Source organism: Streptomyces sp. NBC_00510, assembly GCA_036013505.1.
In the GTDB taxonomy this organism is placed as follows: Bacteria; Actinomycetota; Actinomycetes; order Streptomycetales; family Streptomycetaceae; genus Actinacidiphila.
In genome coordinates this window covers 7,271,387-7,290,688 of record CP107851.1, presented here as the reverse complement: position 1 = coordinate 7,290,688, position 19,302 = coordinate 7,271,387, and the positions used below count along the sequence as shown (strand labels likewise).

General features: G+C 72.1%; 20 protein-coding genes. 6 read left to right on the top strand and 14 right to left on the bottom strand.

The features are described 5' to 3' along the window. The first annotated feature begins 251 nt into the window (after window positions 1–251). Window positions 252–701 carry a cell division protein SepF gene (sepF, locus tag OG937_32940; GenBank protein WUD76156.1) on the top strand — a complete coding sequence of 150 codons (450 nt, stop codon included), beginning with the start codon at window positions 252–254 and terminating at the stop codon, window positions 699–701. Window positions 702–762: 61 nt separating this feature from the next. On the opposite strand, the gene OG937_32935 is transcribed toward sepF, so the two are convergent. Both OG937_32935 and OG937_32930 read right to left on the bottom strand, forming a co-directional pair. After that, entirely contained in the window at window positions 763–1,947 is a 1,185-nt protein-coding gene (locus OG937_32935; GenBank protein ID WUD76155.1) for an acyl-CoA dehydrogenase family protein, read from the bottom strand. An 82-nt stretch (window positions 1,948–2,029) separates the two neighbouring features. Beyond that, entirely contained in the window at window positions 2,030–3,661 is a 1,632-nt protein-coding gene (locus OG937_32930) for an MFS transporter (GenBank protein WUD76154.1), read from the bottom strand. Window positions 3,662–4,338: 677 nt separating this feature from the next. Between OG937_32930 and OG937_32925 the strand changes: the two genes are divergently transcribed. Beyond that, complete coding sequence (locus OG937_32925; protein WUD76153.1) at window positions 4,339–5,343, top strand: phosphatase PAP2 family protein; 1,005 nt, start codon at window positions 4,339–4,341, stop codon at window positions 5,341–5,343. Window positions 5,344–5,463: 120 nt separating this feature from the next. Here OG937_32925 and OG937_32920 read toward each other — a convergent pair whose 3' ends face one another. The 3 genes from OG937_32920 to OG937_32910 all read right to left on the bottom strand — a co-directional run bounded on the left by OG937_32920 (window position 5,464) and on the right by OG937_32910 (window position 7,201). After that, window positions 5,464–5,679, bottom strand: a complete 216-nt coding sequence (locus OG937_32920) for an I78 family peptidase inhibitor (GenBank protein WUD76152.1) — start codon at window positions 5,677–5,679, stop codon at window positions 5,464–5,466. A 219-nt stretch (window positions 5,680–5,898) separates the two neighbouring features. Beyond that, window positions 5,899–6,288, bottom strand: coding sequence for a DUF779 domain-containing protein (locus tag OG937_32915; protein ID WUD76151.1), 390 nt, complete (start codon window positions 6,286–6,288; stop codon window positions 5,899–5,901). 4 nt (window positions 6,289–6,292) lie between these two features. After that, complete coding sequence (locus OG937_32910; GenBank protein WUD76150.1) at window positions 6,293–7,201, bottom strand: bifunctional DNA primase/polymerase; 909 nt, start codon at window positions 7,199–7,201, stop codon at window positions 6,293–6,295. A gap of 219 nt (window positions 7,202–7,420) precedes the next feature. On the opposite strand from OG937_32910, the gene ctaD reads away from it, so the two are divergent. Next, window positions 7,421–9,127, top strand: coding sequence for a cytochrome c oxidase subunit I (gene ctaD / locus OG937_32905; protein ID WUD76149.1), 1,707 nt, complete (start codon window positions 7,421–7,423; stop codon window positions 9,125–9,127). 30 nt (window positions 9,128–9,157) lie between these two features. On the opposite strand, the gene OG937_32900 is transcribed toward ctaD, so the two are convergent. The 3 genes from OG937_32900 to OG937_32890 form a co-directional block, all read right to left on the bottom strand. Beyond that, the gene (locus OG937_32900; protein WUD76148.1) at window positions 9,158–10,495 is read right to left on the bottom strand and encodes a glycosyltransferase family 4 protein; all 1,338 of its coding nucleotides are present in this window, start codon (window positions 10,493–10,495) and stop codon (window positions 9,158–9,160) included. Between the two features lie 493 nt (window positions 10,496–10,988). Beyond that, window positions 10,989–11,486, bottom strand: coding sequence for a LysM peptidoglycan-binding domain-containing protein (locus tag OG937_32895; GenBank protein WUD76147.1), 498 nt, complete (start codon window positions 11,484–11,486; stop codon window positions 10,989–10,991). A 112-nt stretch (window positions 11,487–11,598) separates the two neighbouring features. Next, window positions 11,599–12,225, bottom strand: coding sequence for a transglycosylase family protein (locus OG937_32890; protein WUD76146.1), 627 nt, complete (start codon window positions 12,223–12,225; stop codon window positions 11,599–11,601). A 546-nt stretch (window positions 12,226–12,771) separates the two neighbouring features. Here OG937_32890 and OG937_32885 point away from each other — a divergent pair. Together OG937_32885 and OG937_32880 are read left to right on the top strand one after the other, a co-directional pair. Then, window positions 12,772–13,533: a hypothetical protein gene (locus tag OG937_32885; protein WUD78968.1), complete on the top strand. Its 762-nt coding sequence runs from the start codon at window positions 12,772–12,774 to the stop codon at window positions 13,531–13,533. 178 nt (window positions 13,534–13,711) lie between these two features. Next, window positions 13,712–13,954 carry a hypothetical protein gene (locus OG937_32880; GenBank protein ID WUD76145.1) on the top strand — a complete coding sequence of 81 codons (243 nt, stop codon included), beginning with the start codon at window positions 13,712–13,714 and terminating at the stop codon, window positions 13,952–13,954. Between the two features lie 85 nt (window positions 13,955–14,039). Here the strand turns inward: OG937_32880 and der are convergent, their stop codons facing one another. The 6 genes from der to aroH all read right to left on the bottom strand — a co-directional run bounded on the left by der (window position 14,040) and on the right by aroH (window position 18,746). After that, entirely contained in the window at window positions 14,040–15,497 is a 1,458-nt protein-coding gene (der, locus tag OG937_32875) for a ribosome biogenesis GTPase Der (GenBank protein WUD76144.1), read from the bottom strand. A 66-nt stretch (window positions 15,498–15,563) separates the two neighbouring features. Then, entirely contained in the window at window positions 15,564–16,223 is a 660-nt protein-coding gene (locus tag OG937_32870; protein WUD76143.1) for a 1-acyl-sn-glycerol-3-phosphate acyltransferase, read from the bottom strand. Next, window positions 16,220–16,933 (bottom strand): (d)CMP kinase, encoded by a 714-nt coding sequence (gene cmk / locus OG937_32865; protein WUD76142.1) that lies wholly within the window; start codon window positions 16,931–16,933, stop codon window positions 16,220–16,222. Before cmk ends, OG937_32870 begins: the two co-directional genes overlap by 4 nt. Window positions 16,934–17,023: 90 nt before the next feature. Further along, window positions 17,024–17,269 carry a hypothetical protein gene (locus OG937_32860; protein WUD76141.1) on the bottom strand — a complete coding sequence of 82 codons (246 nt, stop codon included), beginning with the start codon at window positions 17,267–17,269 and terminating at the stop codon, window positions 17,024–17,026. Between the two features lie 32 nt (window positions 17,270–17,301). After that, the gene (locus OG937_32855) at window positions 17,302–18,387 is read right to left on the bottom strand and encodes a prephenate dehydrogenase (protein ID WUD76140.1); all 1,086 of its coding nucleotides are present in this window, start codon (window positions 18,385–18,387) and stop codon (window positions 17,302–17,304) included. Next, window positions 18,384–18,746: a chorismate mutase gene (gene aroH, locus OG937_32850; protein WUD76139.1), complete on the bottom strand. Its 363-nt coding sequence runs from the start codon at window positions 18,744–18,746 to the stop codon at window positions 18,384–18,386. Before aroH ends, OG937_32855 begins: the two co-directional genes overlap by 4 nt. A gap of 118 nt (window positions 18,747–18,864) precedes the next feature. Between aroH and OG937_32845 the strand changes: the two genes are divergently transcribed. After that, on the top strand, window positions 18,865–19,227 hold the full coding sequence (locus OG937_32845) for a DUF952 domain-containing protein (protein WUD76138.1): 363 nt from the start codon (window positions 18,865–18,867) through the stop codon (window positions 19,225–19,227). The last annotated feature ends 75 nt before the right edge of the window (window positions 19,228–19,302 follow it).

Here is a 19,302-nt window from a genome sequence, read left to right as displayed (position 1 = left end):
TCGGCTGGTCGTTCTGTACGCCGCCCGTTCGGCTGTCCGGCGGTGAGGCATCACTCTACCGAGCGAGACCCTTTCCGATGATCCGTCAGGAGCCGTATTCCACGGGGTACCTGGGGGCCACTAGTGCGATTTATGCACCAGGTCTGTCACGAATCCACCCCACGGTGGGTATCCGCTTGGCGCATCATCCGCATCATGGACGACCATAGGGGTGCGGACGGCAAACTGACCGCGTGCGAGAGGAGGCGTCCATGGGATCGGTACGACGGGCGAGCGCCTGGCTGGGACTCGTCGACGACAACAGCGCCGAGGAGTACTACGACGAGGACTACGCCGATTACGGCGACGGCGCCGAGACGTCCTCCCCCGACTCCTGGGTCACCGACCCCCGCGTGCGCGTGGCCTCCGATTCGGCGGAGGAACAGGGCCGCCGGATCGCCACGGTCACCCCGGACGGCTTCCGGGACGCCCGCGGCATCGGCGAGCTGTTCCGGGACGGCGTCCCGGTCATCGTCAACCTGACGGCGATGGACCCCGCCGACGCCAAGCGCGTCGTCGACTTCGCGGCCGGCCTCACCTTCGGTCTGCGCGGTTCGATCGACCGCGTGGCCAACCGGGTGTTCCTGCTGACCCCGCCCGACTACCTGGTCGTCAACGCCGACAGCAAGCGCGGCGGCGACGGCTTCTTCAACCAGAACTGACCCGTGGCATCGGCGCCGGAACCCGGCGCCGATGCCACGGCCCGCCTGCCTGCCTGCCCGCCTACCGGAAGGCGTCGAGGCCGGTGAGCGCCTTGCCGAGCACGAGCTGGTGCATCTCGACGGTGCCCTCGTAGGTGAGCACGGACTCCAGGTTGGTCGCGTGCCGCATGACGGGGTACTCCAGGGAGATGCCGTTCGCGCCCAGCACGGTCCGGGCCGTGCGGCAGATCTCGATCGCCTCGCGCACGTTGTTGAGCTTGCCGAAGCTGACCTGCTCGGGACGGAGCGTGCCCGCGTCCATGCGCCGCCCGAGGTGGTGGGCGAGGAGGATGCCCTTGTGCAGTTCGAGCGCCATGTCGGCGAGCTTGGCCTGGGTCAGCTGGAAGCCGCCGATGGGCCGGCCGAACTGCTCCCGGGTGCGGGAGTACTCCAGGGCGGCCTCGAAGCTGCTGCGCGCGGCGCCCATGGCACCCCAGACGATGCCGTAGCGCGCGTGGTTCAGGCAGCCGAGCGGGCCGCGCAGGCCGGTGACCTCGGGGAGCACGGCGTCGGCGGGCAGGCGCACGTCGTCCATGACCAGCTCGCTGGTGACGGAGGCGCGCAGCGACCACTTGTGCTTGATCTCGGGGGCGGAGAACCCTGGGCTGTCGGTGGGCACGACGAATCCGCGGATGCCCTCGTCGGTGCGGGCCCACACCACGGCGACGCCGGCGACCGAGCCGTTGGTGATCCACATCTTGCGGCCGTTCAGGACCCAGTCGGAACCGTCCCGCTTGGCATGGGTGCGCATGCCCGCCGGGTCGGAGCCGTGGTCGGGCTCGGTGAGCCCGAAGCAGCCGATGACCTCGCCGGCGGCCATCGGGGGCAGCCACCGCTGCTTCTGCTCCTCGGAGCCGTACCGGTGGACGGCGTACATCGCCAGCGAGCCCTGCACGGAGACGAGCGAGCGGATGCCGGAGTCGGCGGCCTCCAGCTCCAGGCAGGCGAGGCCGTACTGGACGGCGGTGGCGCCCGCGCAGCCGTAGCCGGTCAGCGACATGCCCAGCGCGCCGATCGAGCCGAGCTCGCGGGCCAGCTCGCGGATCCCGGGCAGCTCGCCGCGCTCGTACCAGTCCGCCACGTACGGCAGCACGCGGTCGGCGGCCCAGCCGCGCACGGTGTCCCGCACGGCACGGTCCTCGTCGTCGAGCAGGTCGTCGATGCCGAGCGGGTCGTACGGGTCGAACTGCGGCTTTCCAGCGGACATCGTCGTCCTCTCCGGTGATCACTGCGCTTCGCGGACGAAGCTACTTCCGTGGCGGGGGCGGGTAAAGCCCCCGACGGTGTGCTCAGCGCGACACGTCGGCCCCGGCGAGGGCGTGCTCGCGCGGTGCCGGGATACCGGGGGCGGCGGACCGCTGGGGTGCCTCCGTGCCGCACTCCATGCGGCGGGGCAGCCGCAGCGCGGCGACCGCGCCGAGCAGCAGCAGACCGGCGCTGACCACCAAGGTGATGTGCATGCCGTGGACGAAGGCGTGCCGTGCGGCGTGCCGCAGGGAGGCCCCGGCGGTACCGCCGAGGTGGTCGGAGACCTCGTAGGCCTCGCCGAGCGACTTCCCGGCCGAGACGCGGGCGTCCGCCGGCACCCCGGGGACCCGGGCGACGCCGGGGGCGTAGGCGGCGTTCATGACGCTGCCCAGCAGCGCGATGCCGAGGCCGGCACCCAGTTGGTAGGAGGTCTCGCCGATCGCGGCGGCGCCGCCCGCCTGCTCGGCGGGGGCGTCGCTGAGCATGGACTCGTACGCGCCGAAGAGCGTGGTCTCCAGCCCGAAGCCGAGCAGGACGAAGCCCGTGGTCAGCACGCCCGGCCGGTCGTGCTGGCCCATGAGGGTCAGCACGAGCACCGCGCAGGCGGTGAGGACGAAACCGGAGCTCACCATGACGCGCGGCCCGAAGCGGCCGAGCATCCGGGAGCCCAGGAGGCCGGCGCCCATGGCCGCGAGGGTGAGCGGCAGCAGCCGCAGCCCCGTCTGCAGGGGGCTCAGGCCGAGGACCAGCTGCAGGTACTGGACGGCGATCAGTTCCAGGCCGACGAGGGCGAGCAGCGCCAGCACGATGCAGCCGACGGAGGTGCCGAAGGCGGGCCTGACGAACATGCGTATGTCGATGAGCGGGTGTTCGCGCCCGCGCTGCCGGCGCACGAACAGCGCCAGCAGGGTCAGGCCCACGAGCAGCGGGACGAGCGCGGAGGGCTCGTACGGGGCCGCGCCGCCGCCGACCCTCTTGACGCCGAGGATGGCGCCGAGGATGCCCAGCGCGGCCATGACCGCGCCCAGGACGTCCCAGGGGCCGTCCAGCTCGCCGCGGGACTCCGGCAGCAGCCAGCGGGCCACCGGAAGGATGACGGCCATCAGGGGGATGTTGACCAGGAAGACCGAGCCCCACCAGAAGTTCTCGACGAGGAAGCCGCCGAGGACCGGCCCGACGGCGGCGCCGACGGCCGCGACGGCGCTCCACACGCCGATGGCGACGGCCCGCTCACGGCGGTCGGGGAAGACCTGCCGGAGGATCGACAGCGTGGCCGGCATGATCATCGCGCCGCCGACGCCGAGCAGGGCGCGGGCCGCGATGAGGACGCGCGGGTCGGGTGCGAAGGCGGCCGCCGCCGAGGCGGCCGCGAAGATCGTGCAGCCGAGCAGCAGGATCCGGCGTCTTCCGACGCGGTCGCCGAGGGTGCCGAAGAGGATGAGCAGGGACGCGGCGACGAGCGGATAGGCGTCGACGATCCACAGCAGCTCTATCGCGCCGGGGCGCAGGTCCTCGCTCACCGCCGGAACGGCGACGTGCAGCACGGTCGCGTCGAGGGCGACGAGCAGCAGGCTGACGCAGAGGACGATCAGCACGGTCCAGCGGTTGACCGGCCGAGTGTGCCGTGGGACGGCGGCCGGCCCGGGAATGCCGGCCGAGGACGTCCCTGTCATGTACGTACCTCCCAGCGGTGCGCTCGCGGTGTCCCTGGGCAGGACGAGGGGAACGGTCCCGGGGGAACCCAGCGACGAGGGCGAGTGAAGTCGTCAGACTACGCGAGTCCGCGCCGATGGTGGGTGGCGCGGGTCACGTTCCGACGTGGCCGTCGTCACGTGACGGCCATCCACCGGAGACCTGCCGGACATTTCCGGTACCGCGGCACCGGGCCTCCCGCCGGGAACGGAACGACCCCGCCCGCCGACTCGGTGGCGTGTACCCGCCCGTTCCGGTCGTATGCACCGCGAGCGCGGGGCGCGCGGTCCAACGCGTACGCCCGCCGCATGCGTTCACGCGCCCGCCGATCGGGAATCTCCCAGGTCACGGCTGCGATCCGGTGCCGCGACGGACGGCGCGCGGGGAACCGGACCGGCCTGCCGGAAGGGCAGGCGAACTCCAGGAGAAGTGACGGGTAATCAAAGATAAACAGGGCATGCGGAAATCGAACGCGTGATTTCCCGAGATCCTCCGCATGCACTTCGAAACATAAAATCAAGGAGTTCCCGCATTCGGCTCAATGTGCACGTCCGCACTACGGCCAATGGGTGGAGTGAGACGCAGTCCACATCACATCGTCATTACGAACCCGGCCTTCCGGCCGAACTCCGCCATCACACGCTGTAACGTCGATTGAGTGCGTACCGATGACAAGCTTCGCCTCATGGAGGAGCCCGAGACAGCCCAGGCGCCACCGGGCATGAGCCGGACACGCGTGCTGCTGTTCGGTTCGACGCTCGTGGCCTATGTGGCCATCGTCGTAGCCGTCCTGACCACGTCCAAGCTCGTGACCCTGGACTGGCAGGTCATGATGTGGCGGCCCTACAAGCAGTGGCCGCAGATCCACGCGTTCCTGGACTACTTCGTGGTCCTGGGCCAGCGCGGCCCGACGGCCGTGATCGTCGCCTCCTGGCTGGGCTGGCGCGCCTGGCGCCACCGCACCCTGCACCCACTGCTGGTGCTGGGCACGTCGCTGCTCCTGCTGAACGTCACCGTGGGTTCGGTGAAGTACGGCCTCGGCAGGCTCGGCCCGCACTACGCGACCAGCGCCGGATCGGCCGAACTCTTCGCCGGCGGCGATATATTTCCCTCCGGTCACACCGCGAACGCCGTGGTGACCTGGGGAGTCCTGGCCTATCTGGCCACCACCCCATGGGTCCGCCGGGTCACCTCCGTGATCGCGGCGCTGCTGGCGCTGGGCGTCGGCATGACCACCATCTACCTCGGTACCCACTGGGTCAGCGACGTCCTGCTCGGCTGGGCGGCCGGCCTGCTGATCCTGCTGGCACTGCCCTGGTTCGAGCCGTTGATGGCCTCGGCCGAGCAGCGGATCGCGGCCGCCTGGGCGCGCCGCCGCGGCACCCGCACGGCGTCCGCCACGGCCCCCGCCGCGAACACGGCGCTGGCCTCCGTGCAGCTCTCCGACAACCCGGACGGCGTACTCGAGCCCGTCGTTCTCAGCGGCCGCGCGACGACGCCCGCGTCCGGCGTACCTCACCATCCGGCACGTCCGCACACCACCCGTCACGAACGCACCCCGGTCACCCCGGCCGGCAGCCGCCGCCCGCCCGCAGACCGGCCCGGCCGCCCGGCACCGATCGGCCAGGCCGGCGTGGCCCGCGGCCGCGGCGCCACCGGCTGACGGCCCGCGGGGCAGGTACGCACACCTCCCGCCCCGCCCGTGCCCGTACGAAGGCCCCGGCCGCCCCTCTTTGGGGGCGGCCGGGGCCTTCGTCGTGCGGGGATGTGGGGAGAGGGGCCTTCAGCCGCTCCAGCAGCGGGTCACCCGGCCGCCCTCGACGGTGAAGTTGAGCCGGCCCACCCGGTACTCCATGGTGATGACGGCGCCCGGCGGCAGGGCGCGCACCATGCTCCAGCCACGTTCGGTGGCCCGGCGCTCGGCCTCGTCGGCGCCGAGGCCGACGTAGGTGTCCGGTTCGTCCTGCGGTTGCCGTGCGGCACTCGGATCGGTTGCCATGAGAGCAACCGTAGGCGCACACGAGCCGTGACGGAAGGCGGCGGCCGACTTGATCGTCACACTTCTGTCACAGAATCCAGGGCAGCGTTTGGCGTGCACCGTTCACTCTTTGGGGGCGACTTTTCCAATCACCCGCCGAATTCGCGGACCCGGCCGCCGAAAAGCGGCCGGACCGGCCGCCACGGAATTCCGGGAAACGGTCCACACACTTCCCTCACATCACATCCCCAGCGTCGACAGCTCTTCATCCGTCAGCAACCGGGACCGAATGAGGAACCGGTTGCCCGTCGGCGCCTCCAGCGAGAAGCCGCTGCCGCGCCCGGGCACCACGTCGATCGTCAGATGCGTGTGGCTCCAGTAGGCGAACTGGTCGCGCGACATCCACACCGCCACCGGGTCGATGCCCAGGACGTCGAGGTCGCCGAGGTGCACGTCGGAGTCCCCGGTGAGGAACTCCCCCCGCGGATAGCACATGGGCGAGCTGCCGTCGCAGCAGCCGCCGGACTGGTGGAACATCAACGGGCCGTGCTGGTCGGCGAGACGCCGCAGCAGCCCCGCGGCCTCCTCGGTGACGGCGACCCGGCCGGCCCTCGGTGCGATAGAGGTCATGGGGTCAGAGTGCTCCCGCCGAGCGCCGCCCGCCAGACCCCCGCAGGACGTGCCGGCGGGCGGAGCCCACCGTCGACTCCGCCTCGCGCTCCGACAGGCCGGTGCTGACGGCCGCCCCGACCATCTCCGCGGCGACCCGGTCGCCGTGGCCGTTCTCGAACGCCCGGCAGGCGGCCCAGAACAGCCGCTCGTTGCGCTCCCCCACCGACGAGCCCAGCACGAAACGGATCAGCGGCTCGGCCGTGCCCCCGCCCGTCCCGGCACCCGACCCCGCGCCCGCCGTCGCGCGCGCGGCACGACGCTGGGGGGTGGTCAGCAGCAGCCGCAGCAGCCGCTTGGGCACGGCGGCCGGCGGCATCGAAGCCGTCGGCGGGTCCCAGCGGTAGAGCCCGGCGGTGGTCACCGAGCCGGGTCCCACGAGGTAGCCGCCGCTGCCGCGCACGTCGATCCCGTTGCCGAGCCGGCGCACGGAGTTGGGCACGATCGCCTCGGCCGGGCCGCGCAGCCACAGGTGCCGGCCGCCGCTCGGGGTGATGACCGTGCGCGTCCACGGCACGGCGAAGCCCCACCGGGCGGCCAGGTCCACCAGGTCGGTCACGCCGTCGACGCCGTCCTTGCGGTCCAGGTCGAGGCCGATCAGGTAGTGCGGTGAGCGCCCGCACGCGATCCCGTACCCGGTGGCCCAGGGGGCCGCCGCGAACAGCTCGGCTATCCGGGCGGGCTCGGTGGCGGCGTCGTGCACGCCGTGGCCGAGCCGCCCGCACTGGCCGCGGCACATCCCGCGCCCGGTCTCCCCCCGGTGCGGCGAACGGACCGCCGGGAGCTTGCTCCGCGACAGCGGGATGACGGGGAAGCCGCGCCGCGCGGCGGCGAGCGCGCACTCCAGCGCGCGGTCGTGGTCCGGATGCGTCACGGGGTGCCCCCTCGGTGCGCTACGGCATGGCCCCTTTATCGTACTTTCGTTCGACCCTCCACTCAATGGCGCGCCGACGGCGCGCGGCACGTCCGTTCCGTCCCGGTCCAGCACATGACGGGTCGTCTGCCCGAGACTGTACGGAAGATACGAGTACGGAAGATACGAGTACGGAAGACCGAGTGCCGGCAGGATCTCCTACCGCGAGGGAACGCGCCGATGGGGACGTACGCAGCGCAGACCGCGGCCGATCGGGCGGCGGCGCCCCGGCGGCCGGGACGGCTGCTGGTGGACTGGCTGACCACCACCGACCACAAGAAGATCGGGCACCTCTACCTGATCACGTCGTTCGGCTTCTTCCTCGCCGCGGGACTCATGGCGCTGCTGATGCGCGCCGAGCTCGCCCGCCCCGGCCTGCAGCTGATGTCGAACGACGGCTACAACCAGCTGTTCACGATCCACGGCACGGTCATGCTGCTGCTCTTCGCCACCCCGACCTTCGCGGGCTTCGCCAACGAGATCATGCCGCTGCAGATCGGCTCGCCCGACGTCGCCTTCCCCCGGCTGAACATGCTGTCGTACTGGCTGTTCCTCTTCGGCGGCCTGATCGTGCTCGGGAGCCTCCTGACGCCGACCGGGGGCGCCTCCTTCGGCTGGTTCGCCTACGCGCCGCTGAACAGCCTCACCCGCTCGCCCGGGATCGGCGCCGACATGTGGATCATGGGGCTGGCACTGTCGGGCTTCGGCACCATCCTCGGCGCGGTCAACTTCGTCGCGACGATCGTGGGGATGCGCGCGCCGGGCATGACCATGTTCCGGATGCCGATCTTCACCTGGAACGTGCTCTTCACCTCGGTGCTGGTGCTGATGGCCTTCCCGGTGCTCGCGGCGACGCTGCTGGTGCTGGAGGCGGACCGGCGCTTCGGCTCGCTGGTCTTCGAGCCGGGCAACGGCGGGGCCCTGCTGTGGCAGCACCTGTTCTGGTTCTTCGGCCACCCGGAGGTGTACATCATCGCGCTGCCGTTCTTCGGCATCATCACCGAGGTCATCCCGGTGTTCTCGCGCAAGCCGGTGTTCGGCTACGCGACGCTGGTGGGCGCGACGACGGCCATCACCGGGCTGTCGATGGTGGTGTGGGCGCACCACATGTTCGTCACCGGCGCCGTGCTGCTGCCGTTCTTCTCGCTGCTGTCGTTCCTGATCGCGGTGCCGACCGGGGTGAAGTTCTTCAACTGGATCGGCACGATGCTGCACGGCTCGCTGTCCTTCGAGACACCGATGCTGTGGGCCGTCGGCTTCCTGGTGAGCTTCCTGTTCGGCGGCCTCACCGGAGTCATCCTCGCCTCGCCCCCGCTGGACTTCCAGGTCAGCGACTCGTACTTCGTGGTGGCCCACTTCCACTACGTGGTCTTCGGGACGGTGGTCTTCGCGATGTTCGCCGGCTTCTTCTTCTGGTGGCCGAAGTTCACCGGCAAGATGCTCGACGAACGGCTGGGGAGGATCCAGTTCTGGACGCTGTTCGTCGGCTTCCACACCACCTTCCTCGTCCAGCACTGGCTGGGCGCGGAGGGCATGCCCCGGCGGTACGCCGACTACCTGGCGGCGGACGGCTTCACCGTGCTCAACACGATCTCGACGATCGGGGCGTTCCTGCTGGGCCTGTCCACCCTGCCGTTCCTCTACAACGTGTGGCGGACCGCCAAGTACGGCCGGCGGGTGGAGGTCGACGACCCCTGGGGCTTCGGCCGATCGCTGGAATGGGCGACCTCCTGCCCGCCACCACGGCACAACTTCTCGACGCTGCCGCAGATCCGCTCCGAGTCCCCCGCCTTCGACCTGCACCACCCGGAGGTCGCCGCCCTCGACCAGGCACGCTCCACCGGCCGCCGCGACGCCGTCGAGCCCGGTGCCGGCGGCCAGGACTGACGAAGCGGGGCCGCGGCACCGGCAGCACCGTCACCCGCCCGGGGTCCAGCCCTTCCGCGTCCGCCCGCCGAGCCGCCTGCGCACCGCGGCCCGCAGCTTCTTGCGCAGTCTGCGGGCCCGGCGCTTCGCCGCGCGGGCGAGGTCCTTGCCCGCGTACACCACGCCCATCCCCACTCCGCCGACGTGGCGCCCGGCCGCGCGCAGCCGCCCCGAGGGGCCCGCCCGGCGGGCCAGCAGCTCCTCCAGCAGGCGTTCGCAGCTCCTGGCGATCTCCGCGGGGTCGTACCTGGCGCCCTTGTCCAGGGCCGCCCGGCCCATCCGGCGGCGCAGTTCGTCGTCGTTGATCAGCCGGAGCATGGCCGCGGCGAGGGCGTCGACGTCACGCGGCGGCACCAGCAGGCCGTCGACCCCGTCGCTGATGATCTCGCCGGGACCGAGCGGGCAGTCGGTGCTGACCACCGGCAGCCCCACGCGCATCGCCTCGACGATCGTCATGCCGAACGACTCCATGCTGGAGGAGACCGCGAGCAGCGAGCCCTTGGCCATCTCCGGCTCGATCGGCGTCGCCATCCCCATCATCGTCACCCGGTCGCCGAGTTCCAGGCGCTCGATGAGCTGTTCCAGCTTCTCCTGCTGCCCACCGGTGCCGTATAACCGCAGGCCCCAGTCCGGGCGTTCGACCGAGACCTTGGCGAAGGCCCTGATGAGGTCGCCGTAGTGCTTGACCGGGGCCAGCCGGCCCGCCGCGACCACGTACTTGGCGTCCAGGGCGCTGGGCGCGACACCCGGGTCGGGGACGCTGTTCGGCAGGGCGAGCACCCGTACGCCGGGCAGCCACAGCCTGCGGCGGTAGGAGACGGCGTCGGCCTCGGTCGTGGTGGTGACCGCGTCCAGCCGGGGGTAGAGCCGGCGCAGCCTGAGGACCAGCGCCAGCGAGTGGGCGTCGAGCGTCAGGTGCTCCTGTGCGATCCGGACCACGTGACGCGGCGCCTGCAGGGCGATGTGGACGTTCAGCCCGGGGCGGGTGCCGATGACGACGTCGGCGTCGAGCGCCGCGAGGTGGGCGGCGATCCGCTGGTCGGTGAGGGCGCTGTACTGCTCGTAGCGGTTCTCACCGGAGGGGAAGACCTTCGCCGGCCGGTGGTACAGCGGGTCGTCGAGGTCGCATGTGGCGCTGCCCCTGCGCAGGTCCACCAGGTGCCGCAGCCGGATCCGGGGGTCGAGGGAGAAGGCAGGTTCGTGGCGGTGGCGGTACACGGAGACGATCTCGACCTCGTGGCGCTCGGCCAGGGCGCCGGCCAGGTTGTAGGTCGTGCGGATGGTGCCACCGACCCCGTAGGCGTTGTGAATCAGTATGGAAATGCGCATGCGTCCCCGTGTTCTCCCGCTCCCCGCGGACTCCCGCCCGCACCTAGTGCAGGCAAGACGACGGCCTCGGCCCTTAGGTTGCGTTCGTCCACCTTCCCTGCCCCTCGCCGTGTACGCATTGTGATGTCCTTGTGACCGGTCGGTATCCTTCCGGATCGCGCCCGTCAGGCACGGTGGCTCAGCTGTGGCACGTCGAAGCAATTGCGCGCCATGTCGCCTCCCTCCGTCACCCAGCCGCCCCGGCGGCCGCTCGCCGCGTCACTCCACCGGGCTACGGACGGACGGGCCCGACGGGTGACGGACGGTTCGGCGAGCACCCAAGAACGCGGCGGGACCGGCGGGCCGCACGCATCGCGGCTCGGGGCGGACGGACCGTTCAGGGTATTGCCGCCCACGGCGCATTTCTACTAATCGGCTGACATGGCCATAAGATGACATGAATTCAGGCACATCGTGACCAGGACCCGCCGTTCCCGGCCGGGGTCCACCGGGCTCAGCGCGGCAGGCGCAGCAGTGTCCCGGGCGTGAGCTGCCGGGTCGGGTCGGAGCCGATGACGTCCTGGTTGAGCCGGTACAGCTCGGCCGCGCCGCCGCTGACGTTGAAGCGCCGGGCGACGCCCTCCAGGGTCTCGCCGGACTGGACCGCGTGCGCCCGGCCGGCCAGCCGCAGGCGCTGCGCGCAGGTCGGCCAGGCCTCCCAGCCCTGGTTGCGGAGGATCTCCTCGGCGACGGTCATCTGCTGGTCGGGGGTCGCACGGTCGGGCCTGGCGGCCAGGTCGAGACCGCCGTGCTCGACCCAGGTGGGCTGGAAGATCTGCAGCCCGCCGTAGAAGCCGTTGCCGGTGTTGGTCTTCCAGCGGTTGCTGCTCTCGCAGGTCGCCAGTTCCAGCCAGACGGGGGCGTGCCCGTCGGCCCGCGCTCCGGGAGCCAGGGCCGCCCACGTGGCGAGCAGAGCGATAGCGGTCACCGCGAGACGGCGGGGACGGGACATGCGGGCCAGGCTAGGCGCGGCGCGGCGGGCGCCGTCGCCCGCCGCGCCGTGCGCGCCCCCGGCCCACCCGGTCGGAGCACGGCCGCCGGGAGGGCCGGGAGTGCGCGGGAGGTCAGATCGACAGCCGCTGTCCCGGGTAGATCAGGTTGGGGTCGGCGCCGATCACGGACCGGTTGACGGCGTACAGCTTCTTCCAGGTCGTCCCGTGGGCGGCCGCGATGCCGCTCAGGGTGTCGCCGCCGCGGACGCTGTAGTTGCCGTGCCCCTTCGCCCGGCTCTGGCCGCGGTCGGCGTGACCGCCGCTGCCGCGCGACTGCTTCGCGGGCGCCGGGGCGGTGTGCCGCTTCGCCTTGGGCGCGGCCGGGGCGGTGCCGCGGGCGGGTGCGCTCCCGTAGGCGCCGGCGCGGGCGGAGCAGGTGGGCCAGGCGCCCCAGCCCTGCGCCCGCTGCACCTTGGCGGCGACGGCGATCTGCTGCTCACGGCTCGCCCGGTCGGCGGTCGCCGCGTACGCGGTGCCGCCGTAGGCGCGCCAGGTCCCGGCCGAGAACTGGAGTCCTCCGTAGTACCCGTTGCCGGTGTTGATGTGCCAGTTCCCGCCGCTCTCGCAGCTCGCGATGCGGTCCCAGACCCCGCCGTCGGCGGCCTTCGCGGGCCCCGCGACGGCCATGAGGGCCAGCGGGGTCAGCACGGTGACGCCGGCTACGACTGCGGACTGACGGTACTTGGCTGATACGGCCATGGAATCCCTCTCCACGGACCCGGGGTTCCCCCATGGCGCCGTACCTCCGGTACGGCACCCGACGGACGGGGTTCCCACGCATCCGGCGCGGCCCCCGTCCCCTTCGCTCGCCGACCGATGGATTTCGGATCCACGGTCGCCCTCCGTGCGAGCCCTCCCGGGTGGTGCTCTCTGCACACGGCGGGCAAATCTAGGCAGGGTCGCGTTCCGTCACCAAACAAACCCCTTACGCCGCAGGCCACTTGAGGGTTACCGGGAGTAAAGACCTATTTAGGACACCGGATTGATGGTGTTTTTTGCGGCATATCCGCACAGCGCATATGCGCCATGTGACCCGACTCATAGGCACGGAGGCTTCCCGGGGTGAAAGGTGGGACTTGGAGTGACCGGCTCCGCACCGCCGCTCACCCTCCGCACGCGGACGCACGAGCACGCGCCAAGAAGGCCGTGACTCCCGCCACAGATCGGCCGTTGTCACTATGTGCCGGGCGAGGCCCGGCAAAGGAGCCCGTAGCCGTACATTTCAAGGAGGCTTCAGTGCCGCCCATGCTCGACGTCAGCGACGAGGTACGAGCCGAGATCGGCGATGAGGAGGCGGCACGCCTGCTGGCGGGCGACAGCGCGCCCGGCACGTACGACTGCACCTCCTGCCGTACCCCGGGGGACACCGCCACGGAGCGCACCAGCACGGTGCTCTTCGTCGGCGAGGAGACCGCCGTGCTCGCCTTCGCCCACGCGACCTGCATCCCCTCCCAGGTCGTGCCCGTCTCGGAGGAGCAACTGCAGGGCGCGGTGCAGAGCATCGCGGGTGAGGAGCCGACCGGCGCCGCGTCGGCCGCCGCTCCGCGCCAGGCGGTGCTCGGCATCACCTGCGGCCTCGTCCTCATCAAGGAGGAGGTGTGCCCGGCCCTGGTCATCGAGCCCACCGGCCCGATCGCCCGCCCCGGCGACAGCGGCCCCGGCGACGACTTCCTGCCGATCCTCATCGAGCAGGGCTTCCTCCCCGTGAACGACCTGTCCACACCGCCCTCCCCGCTGCCCGGCTGGTCCGTGCTGCTGGCCATGGGGCAGCTGCACGCCATCCTGCAGCCCGGCTCCGCCGGCGCGTGGTGGCAGGCGCACCAGCCGCTCGCGGTGAGCGAGGGATGGCGCCAGGCGGTCAACAGGTCCAACGAGGTGTACGTGTACGCCGCCCCGCACGGCACCATCGGCCAGCAGCCCCGCGAGGACCTGCTGCGCGACGCCCTGGAACGCGCCTGCGGGCACGGACTCCTCGTCGCGGCGACGATGCCGCTGTCCGGCACCTGATCCCCCCGGCTCCGGCCAAAGGCGCGTACGGCTGCCCGTACGCGCCTTTGGCCTATGGCAGTGCATATGCGTGATTCATCCGTACGACCCGCATCCCCGCAGATGAGCCGCTCGTTGCCACGACGTGCACACCTTTGACGCTTCCTCACGAGCCCAGTACCGCAGCCCCATCCCCCCCATGCGCACCGCGCAGGAGGCGTCCGTGAGCGAGGGCACGCCGATCTACGACGCGCTCTACTCCGAGTACCGCAGGCTCTTCCGCACCCTCCCCGGCGACCGCACCGGCGAGGAGGACCTGCAGTTCAACGGCTTCGCCGACCGCGGTGGTGTCAACTCCCCCTACCGCTCCGGCCGCCACCGCGGCGACCTCCCGGCCCTCCCCCCGGGCCTCGCGGAGAACCGCATGCACGGCGGTCTCTGACCCACCCCGCACGGCGAACCGCCCGCCCGATCGCCCCCCTGGGGAGGCGACCCGGCGGGCGGCACCATGTCCGGCCCCGGCAGGGCTACTTCTTGCGGCCGCGCTTCTCCCGCACCCGCACCGACACCTGGATCGGCGTCCCCACGAACCCGAACTCCTCACGCAGCCGCCGCTCGATGAAGCGGCGGTAGCCCGCCTCCAGGAAGCCGGAGGCGAAGAGCACGAAGCGCGGGGGCTTGGTGCCGGCCTGGGTGCCAAAGAGGATGCGGGGCTGCTTGCCGCCGCGGATCGGGTGGGGGTGGGCGGCGACGAGCTCGCCCAGGAAGGCGTTGAGACGGCCGGTGGGGACCCGGGTCTCCCAGCCCGCCAGGGCCGACTCGATGGCCGGGACCAGCTTCTCCATGTGCCGGCCGGTGCGGGCGGAGACGTTCACCCGGGGCGCCCACTGGACCTGCACGAGGTCCTTCTCGATCTCGCGCTCGAGGTAGTAGCGCCGCTCCTCGTCCAGCAGGTCCCACTTGTTGTAGGCGATGACGATGGCGCGGCCCGCCTCGACGGCCAGCGAGATGATGCGGGTGTCCTGCTCGGCGAGGGTCTCGCCGGCGTCGATCAGGACGACGGCGACCTCCGCCTTCTCCAGGGCGGCCGCGGTGCGCAGCGAGGCGTAGTAGTCCGCGCCCTCCTGGAGGTGGACGCGGCGGCGGATGCCCGCGGTGTCCACGAACTTCCAGATCTTGCCGCCGAGCTCGATGAGCTCGTCGACCGGGTCGCGGGTCGTGCCGGCCTGCTCGTTGACGACGACGCGCTCCTCGCCCGCCACCTTGTTCAGCAGCGAGGACTTGCCGACGTTCGGGCGGCCGATCAGCGCGACCCGGCGCGGGCCGCCGATGGCGTTGGCGAAGGACTGCATCGGCGCCTCGGGGAGCGCCTCCAGCATCGCGTCCAGCAGGTCGCCCGTGCCGCGGCCGTGCAGCGACGAGACCGGGAAGGGCTCGCCGAGGCCGAGGTTCCACAGCATGGCGGCGTCCGCCTCGCCCGAGGGGCCGTCGACCTTGTTGGCGCACAGCACGACCGGCTTGCCGGCCTTGCGGAGCAGCTTGACGACGGCCTCGTCGGTGTCGGTCGCGCCGACCGTGGCGTCCACCACGAAGACCACCGCGTCGGCGGCCTCGATCGCGAACTCGGCCTGCGCGGCCACGGACGCGTCGATGCCGAGGACGTCCTGCTCCCAGCCGCCGGTGTCGACGATCTTGAAGCGGCGGCCGTTCCAGTCGGCCTCGTACGTGACGCGGTCGCGGGTGACGCCGGGGCGGTCCTCGACGACCGCCTCACGGCGGCCGATGATCCGGTTCACCAGCGTCGACTTGCCGACGTTCGGGCGGCCGACAACCGCGACGACCGGCAGCGGGCCGTGGCCCGCGGCCGCGAGGTCGCCCGCGACCTCGTCGAGGTCGAAACCCTCCTCGGCGGCGAGCTCCATGAACTCGGCGTACTCGGCGTCGTCGAGCGCGCCGACTTCGCCGTACTCGTTCTCGATGTCCATGAAAGCTTCTCCGTCGATCGTCAAATGTGCGGGGGCTTGCACGCCCCAGTGTGGATCAGGCCGACGCTAGGAGGCGCGGCCCGTGGTGCGCCGGGCGTACTCGAGGTGTCCGCTCAGGTGCTTCTGGATGCGCACGGTGGCGGCGTCCAGTGCCGTACGCGTACGGCGTCCGCTGCCGTCGCCGGCGTCGAAGGGGTCGCCGAAGACGATGTCGACCCGGCCGCGCACCGGCGGCAGGCCGCGGATCAGCCGTCCCGGCCGGGACGTGCCGAGGACCGCGACCGGCACTATGGGCGCGCCGGAGCGCACCGCGAAGTACGCCAGGCCCGCCCGCAGGTCGGCGAAGTCGCCCTCGCCCCGGGTGCCCTCGGGGAAGATCCCCAGGACCCCGCCGCGCTCCAGCACGCCGAGCGCGCTGGTCACCGCGGTGCGGTCGGTGCTGTGGCGGTCCACCGGGAGCTGGCCGATCCCACGCAGGAACGGGTCCAGCGGCCCGATGAACGCCTCCTTCTTGATCAGGAAGTGCACCGGGCGCGGGCAGGTGCCCATGAGCACCGGCCCGTCCACGTAGTGCGAGTGGTTCACGGCCAGGATCACCGGCCCCGAGGCGGGCAACCGCCAGGCGCCGAGCACCCGGGGGCGCCAGAGGCTGTTGATGATCCCGATGCCGAGGCGGCGGCCGACGGCCGCGCCCCTCGGTCCCGGAACCGCGGAGGAGTCGCTCACGAAGCCGCCCGCTTCTCCTCGATGAGGGTGACGACGCACTCGATGACCTGGTCGAGGGTGAGCTCGCTGGTGTCGACCTCCATGGCGTCGTCCGCCTTCGCCAGCGGGGAGGTCTTGCGACCGGAGTCCGCCGCGTCGCGCCGTACGAGGGCCTCCCGGGTCGCCACGAGGTCGACCTGGGCGCTGCCGGTGGCCTTCAGCTCGCCGCCGCGGCGGGCGGCGCGGGCCTCCGGGGAGGCGGTGAGGAAGATCTTGACGGTGGCGTCCGGAAGCACGGTGGTGCCGATGTCCCGGCCCTCGACGACGATGCCGGCGGGCGCGGCAGTGGCCGCGTCGCGCTGCAGCCCGACCAGGCGGCTGCGCACCTCCGGCACCGCGCTGACGGCACTGACCGCCGCGGTGACCTCCTGGGTGCGGATCGGTCCGGAGGCGTCCACGCCGTCCACCGTGATCGTGGGCGCCGCCGGGTCGGACCCGGAGACGATCACCGGCTTCTCGGCGGCGGTCGCCACGGCGGCGGCGTCGTTCACGTCGACGCCGTTGCTCAGCATCCACCAGGTCATCGCCCGGTACTGCGCTCCGGTGTCCAGGTAGCTCAGGCCGAGCTTGGCCGCGACCGCCTTCGAAGTGCTGGACTTGCCAGTGCCCGAGGGGCCGTCGATCGCGACGATCACCGGATTCGACACAGTCGGGGGACCTTCCTTGTGCATGGAGCAGGTACACGGCTGGCGCAATGCCATCCCCACAAGGTTACCGGCCCACCCATTCGGCTCCGTACCACGAATTCCCAGGCCCCCCGCTCAGGCGCGCAGCGACCAGCCACGCTCCCGCAACGCCGCCGACAAACGCGCCGCCGCGGCCGGCTCCACCATCAACTGAGCCAGACCCGCCTGCTGCCCCGTCGAATGCTCGATCCGCACGTCCTCGATGTTGACCCCCGCCGCCCCCGTGTCCGCGAAGAGCCGCGCGAGCTCCCCCGGCTGGGCCCGATCCCCGACGCCGCCCTCGCACCACTCGGCCCCGAGCGGGCCTCCCGGGCTTCGCACGGCTGCGCCGGACTCCGTCCGCCGGCCCCCGCTCAGGCGCGCAGCGACCAGCCACGCTCCCGCAACGCCGCCGACAAACGCGCCGCCGCGGCCGGCTCCACCATCAACTGAGCCAGACCCGCCTGCTGCCCCGTCGAATGCTCGATCCGCACGTCCTCGATGTTGACCCCCGCCGCCCCCGTGTCCGCGAAGAGCCGCGCGAGCTCCCCCGGCTGGTCGCCGATGAGCACGGCGACGACGTCGTAGGACTTGGGGGCGGAGCCGTGCTTGCCGGGGACCTTGGCCCGGCCGGCGTTGCCGCGGCGGAGGAGGTCCTCGATGCCGGCGGTGCCGTCGCGGCGCTTGGCGTCGTCCGCGGACTGCAGGGCCCGCAGGGACTCGACGGTCTCCGTCAGGTCGGCGGCGAGCTCGGCGAGGACGTCGGCGACCGGGCCGGGGTTGGCGGAGAGGATGTCGATCCACATGCCGGGCTGCGAGCCCGCGACCCGGGTGACGTCGCGGATGCCCTGGCCGCACAGGCGCACCGCGCTGTCCTCGGCGTGCTGCAGGCGCGCCGCGACCATGCTGGAGACCAGCTGGGGGGTGTGCGAGACGAGGGCGACGGCGCGGTCGTGGGCGTCGGCGTCCATCACGACCGGGACGGCGCGGCAGAGCGCGGCCAGCTCCAGGGCGAGGTTGAGCACCTCGGTCTCGGTGACCGGGGTCGGGGTGAGCACCCAGGGGCGGCCCTCGAAGAGGTCGGCGGTCGCGGCCAGGGGGCCGGAGCGCTCGCGGCCGGACATGGGGTGCGTGCCGATGTACGAGGTCAGGTCGCAGCCGAGCGCCTCCAGGTCGCGGCGCGGTCCGGACTTGACGCTGGCGACGTCGAGGTAGCCGCGGGCGAGCCCGCGGCGCTGGGCGTCGGCGACGGTCGCGGCGACGTGGGCCGGCGGCACGGCGACGATCGCGAGGTCGACCCGGCCGGACGGGGGTTCGTCGGTGCCCGCGCCGAGCGCGGCGGCGGTGCGCACCACGGCGGGGTCGTGGTCCTCCAGGTGGACCTCGACGCCGCGCGCGGCGAGCGCGAGGGCGGCGGAGGTGCCGATGAGGCCGGTGCCGATGACGAGGGCGGTTCTCACTGGGCAATGTCCTTGCGGAGGGCGGCCGCGGCGCCGAGGTAGACGTGGGAGATCTCGCCCTTGGACAGGCCGGACTCGACGTGGGCGAGGATGCGCACGACCCGGGGCATGGCGCCGGCGATGTCGAGTTCCTGCGCGCAGATCAGCGGCACGTCGGTGATGCCGAGCTTGCGCGCGGCGACCGCCGGGAAGTCGCTGTGGAGGTCCGGGGTGGCGGTGAACCACACGCTGATCAGGTCGTCCACCGCGATGCCGTTGCGCTCCAGGATGGCGGTGAGCAGCTCGGCGACCTGCTCGTGCATGTGCTCCGCCTCGTCCCGCTCCAGCTGGACGGCTCCGCGGACCGCTCGTACCGCCACGTCATCGCTCCCTGTGTTGCTGCGCGCACGTACCTGGTCAGCGTAGTCGGGGCAGACGGAGCGCGGCGGACACGCCCGCCCTGCGAGACGCCGGGGGTGCTGCGGTACACCATGAAGCATGATCTTCCACCTTGTTCCGCTGGACGACTGGCTGCGCGACCCGGACCGTCCGTACGCGCCCTCGTCGCTCGCCGAGGACGGGTTCGTGCACTGCGCGCCCGACGAGGCGGTTGCGCTCGCCGTCGCCGACGCCTTCTACCGGGGCACCCCGGGCCCGCTGATGGTGCTGCTGATCGACGAGGAGGCCCTGGAGGCCCGTGTGCTGTGGGAGGACGCCGATCCGGTGCCGCCTCCGGGGGTCCCGCAGGAGACGCGCTTCCCGCACGTGTACGGGCGCATCAACCGCAGCGCGGTGGTCGGGATGCTGGAGGTGCAGCGGGACGCGGAGGGCCGCGCGGTGGCGCTGGCGGTGTGGTCGTGAGCGCCGCTTCGTCCTGACACGCCCCTGGACGCGGGGCGGGCCGTCCGCTTCGATGGTGCCCTGACCGCGCGGCCT

Excerpts from the sequence above, each read along its gene's own strand:
- sepF (WUD76156.1), top strand. The coding sequence starts at position 252 with ATGGGATCGGTACGACGGGCGAGCGCCTGGCTGGGACTCGTCGACGAC.
- OG937_32935 (WUD76155.1), bottom strand. The coding sequence starts at position 1,947 with ATGTCCGCTGGAAAGCCGCAGTTCGACCCGTACGACCCGCTCGGCATC.
- OG937_32930 (WUD76154.1), bottom strand. The coding sequence starts at position 3,661 with ATGACAGGGACGTCCTCGGCCGGCATTCCCGGGCCGGCCGCCGTCCCA.
- OG937_32920 (WUD76152.1), bottom strand. The coding sequence starts at position 5,679 with ATGGCAACCGATCCGAGTGCCGCACGGCAACCGCAGGACGAACCGGAC.
- OG937_32915 (WUD76151.1), bottom strand. The coding sequence starts at position 6,288 with ATGACCTCTATCGCACCGAGGGCCGGCCGGGTCGCCGTCACCGAGGAG.
- ctaD (WUD76149.1), top strand. The coding sequence starts at position 7,421 with ATGGGGACGTACGCAGCGCAGACCGCGGCCGATCGGGCGGCGGCGCCC.
- OG937_32900 (WUD76148.1), bottom strand. The coding sequence starts at position 10,495 with ATGCGCATTTCCATACTGATTCACAACGCCTACGGGGTCGGTGGCACC.
- OG937_32895 (WUD76147.1), bottom strand. The coding sequence starts at position 11,486 with ATGTCCCGTCCCCGCCGTCTCGCGGTGACCGCTATCGCTCTGCTCGCC.
- OG937_32890 (WUD76146.1), bottom strand. The coding sequence starts at position 12,225 with ATGGCCGTATCAGCCAAGTACCGTCAGTCCGCAGTCGTAGCCGGCGTC.
- OG937_32885 (WUD78968.1), top strand. The coding sequence starts at position 12,772 with ATGCTCGACGTCAGCGACGAGGTACGAGCCGAGATCGGCGATGAGGAG.
- OG937_32880 (WUD76145.1), top strand. The coding sequence starts at position 13,712 with ATGCGCACCGCGCAGGAGGCGTCCGTGAGCGAGGGCACGCCGATCTAC.
- der (WUD76144.1), bottom strand. The coding sequence starts at position 15,497 with ATGGACATCGAGAACGAGTACGGCGAAGTCGGCGCGCTCGACGACGCC.
- cmk (WUD76142.1), bottom strand. The coding sequence starts at position 16,933 with ATGCACAAGGAAGGTCCCCCGACTGTGTCGAATCCGGTGATCGTCGCG.
- OG937_32845 (WUD76138.1), top strand. The coding sequence starts at position 18,865 with ATGATCTTCCACCTTGTTCCGCTGGACGACTGGCTGCGCGACCCGGAC.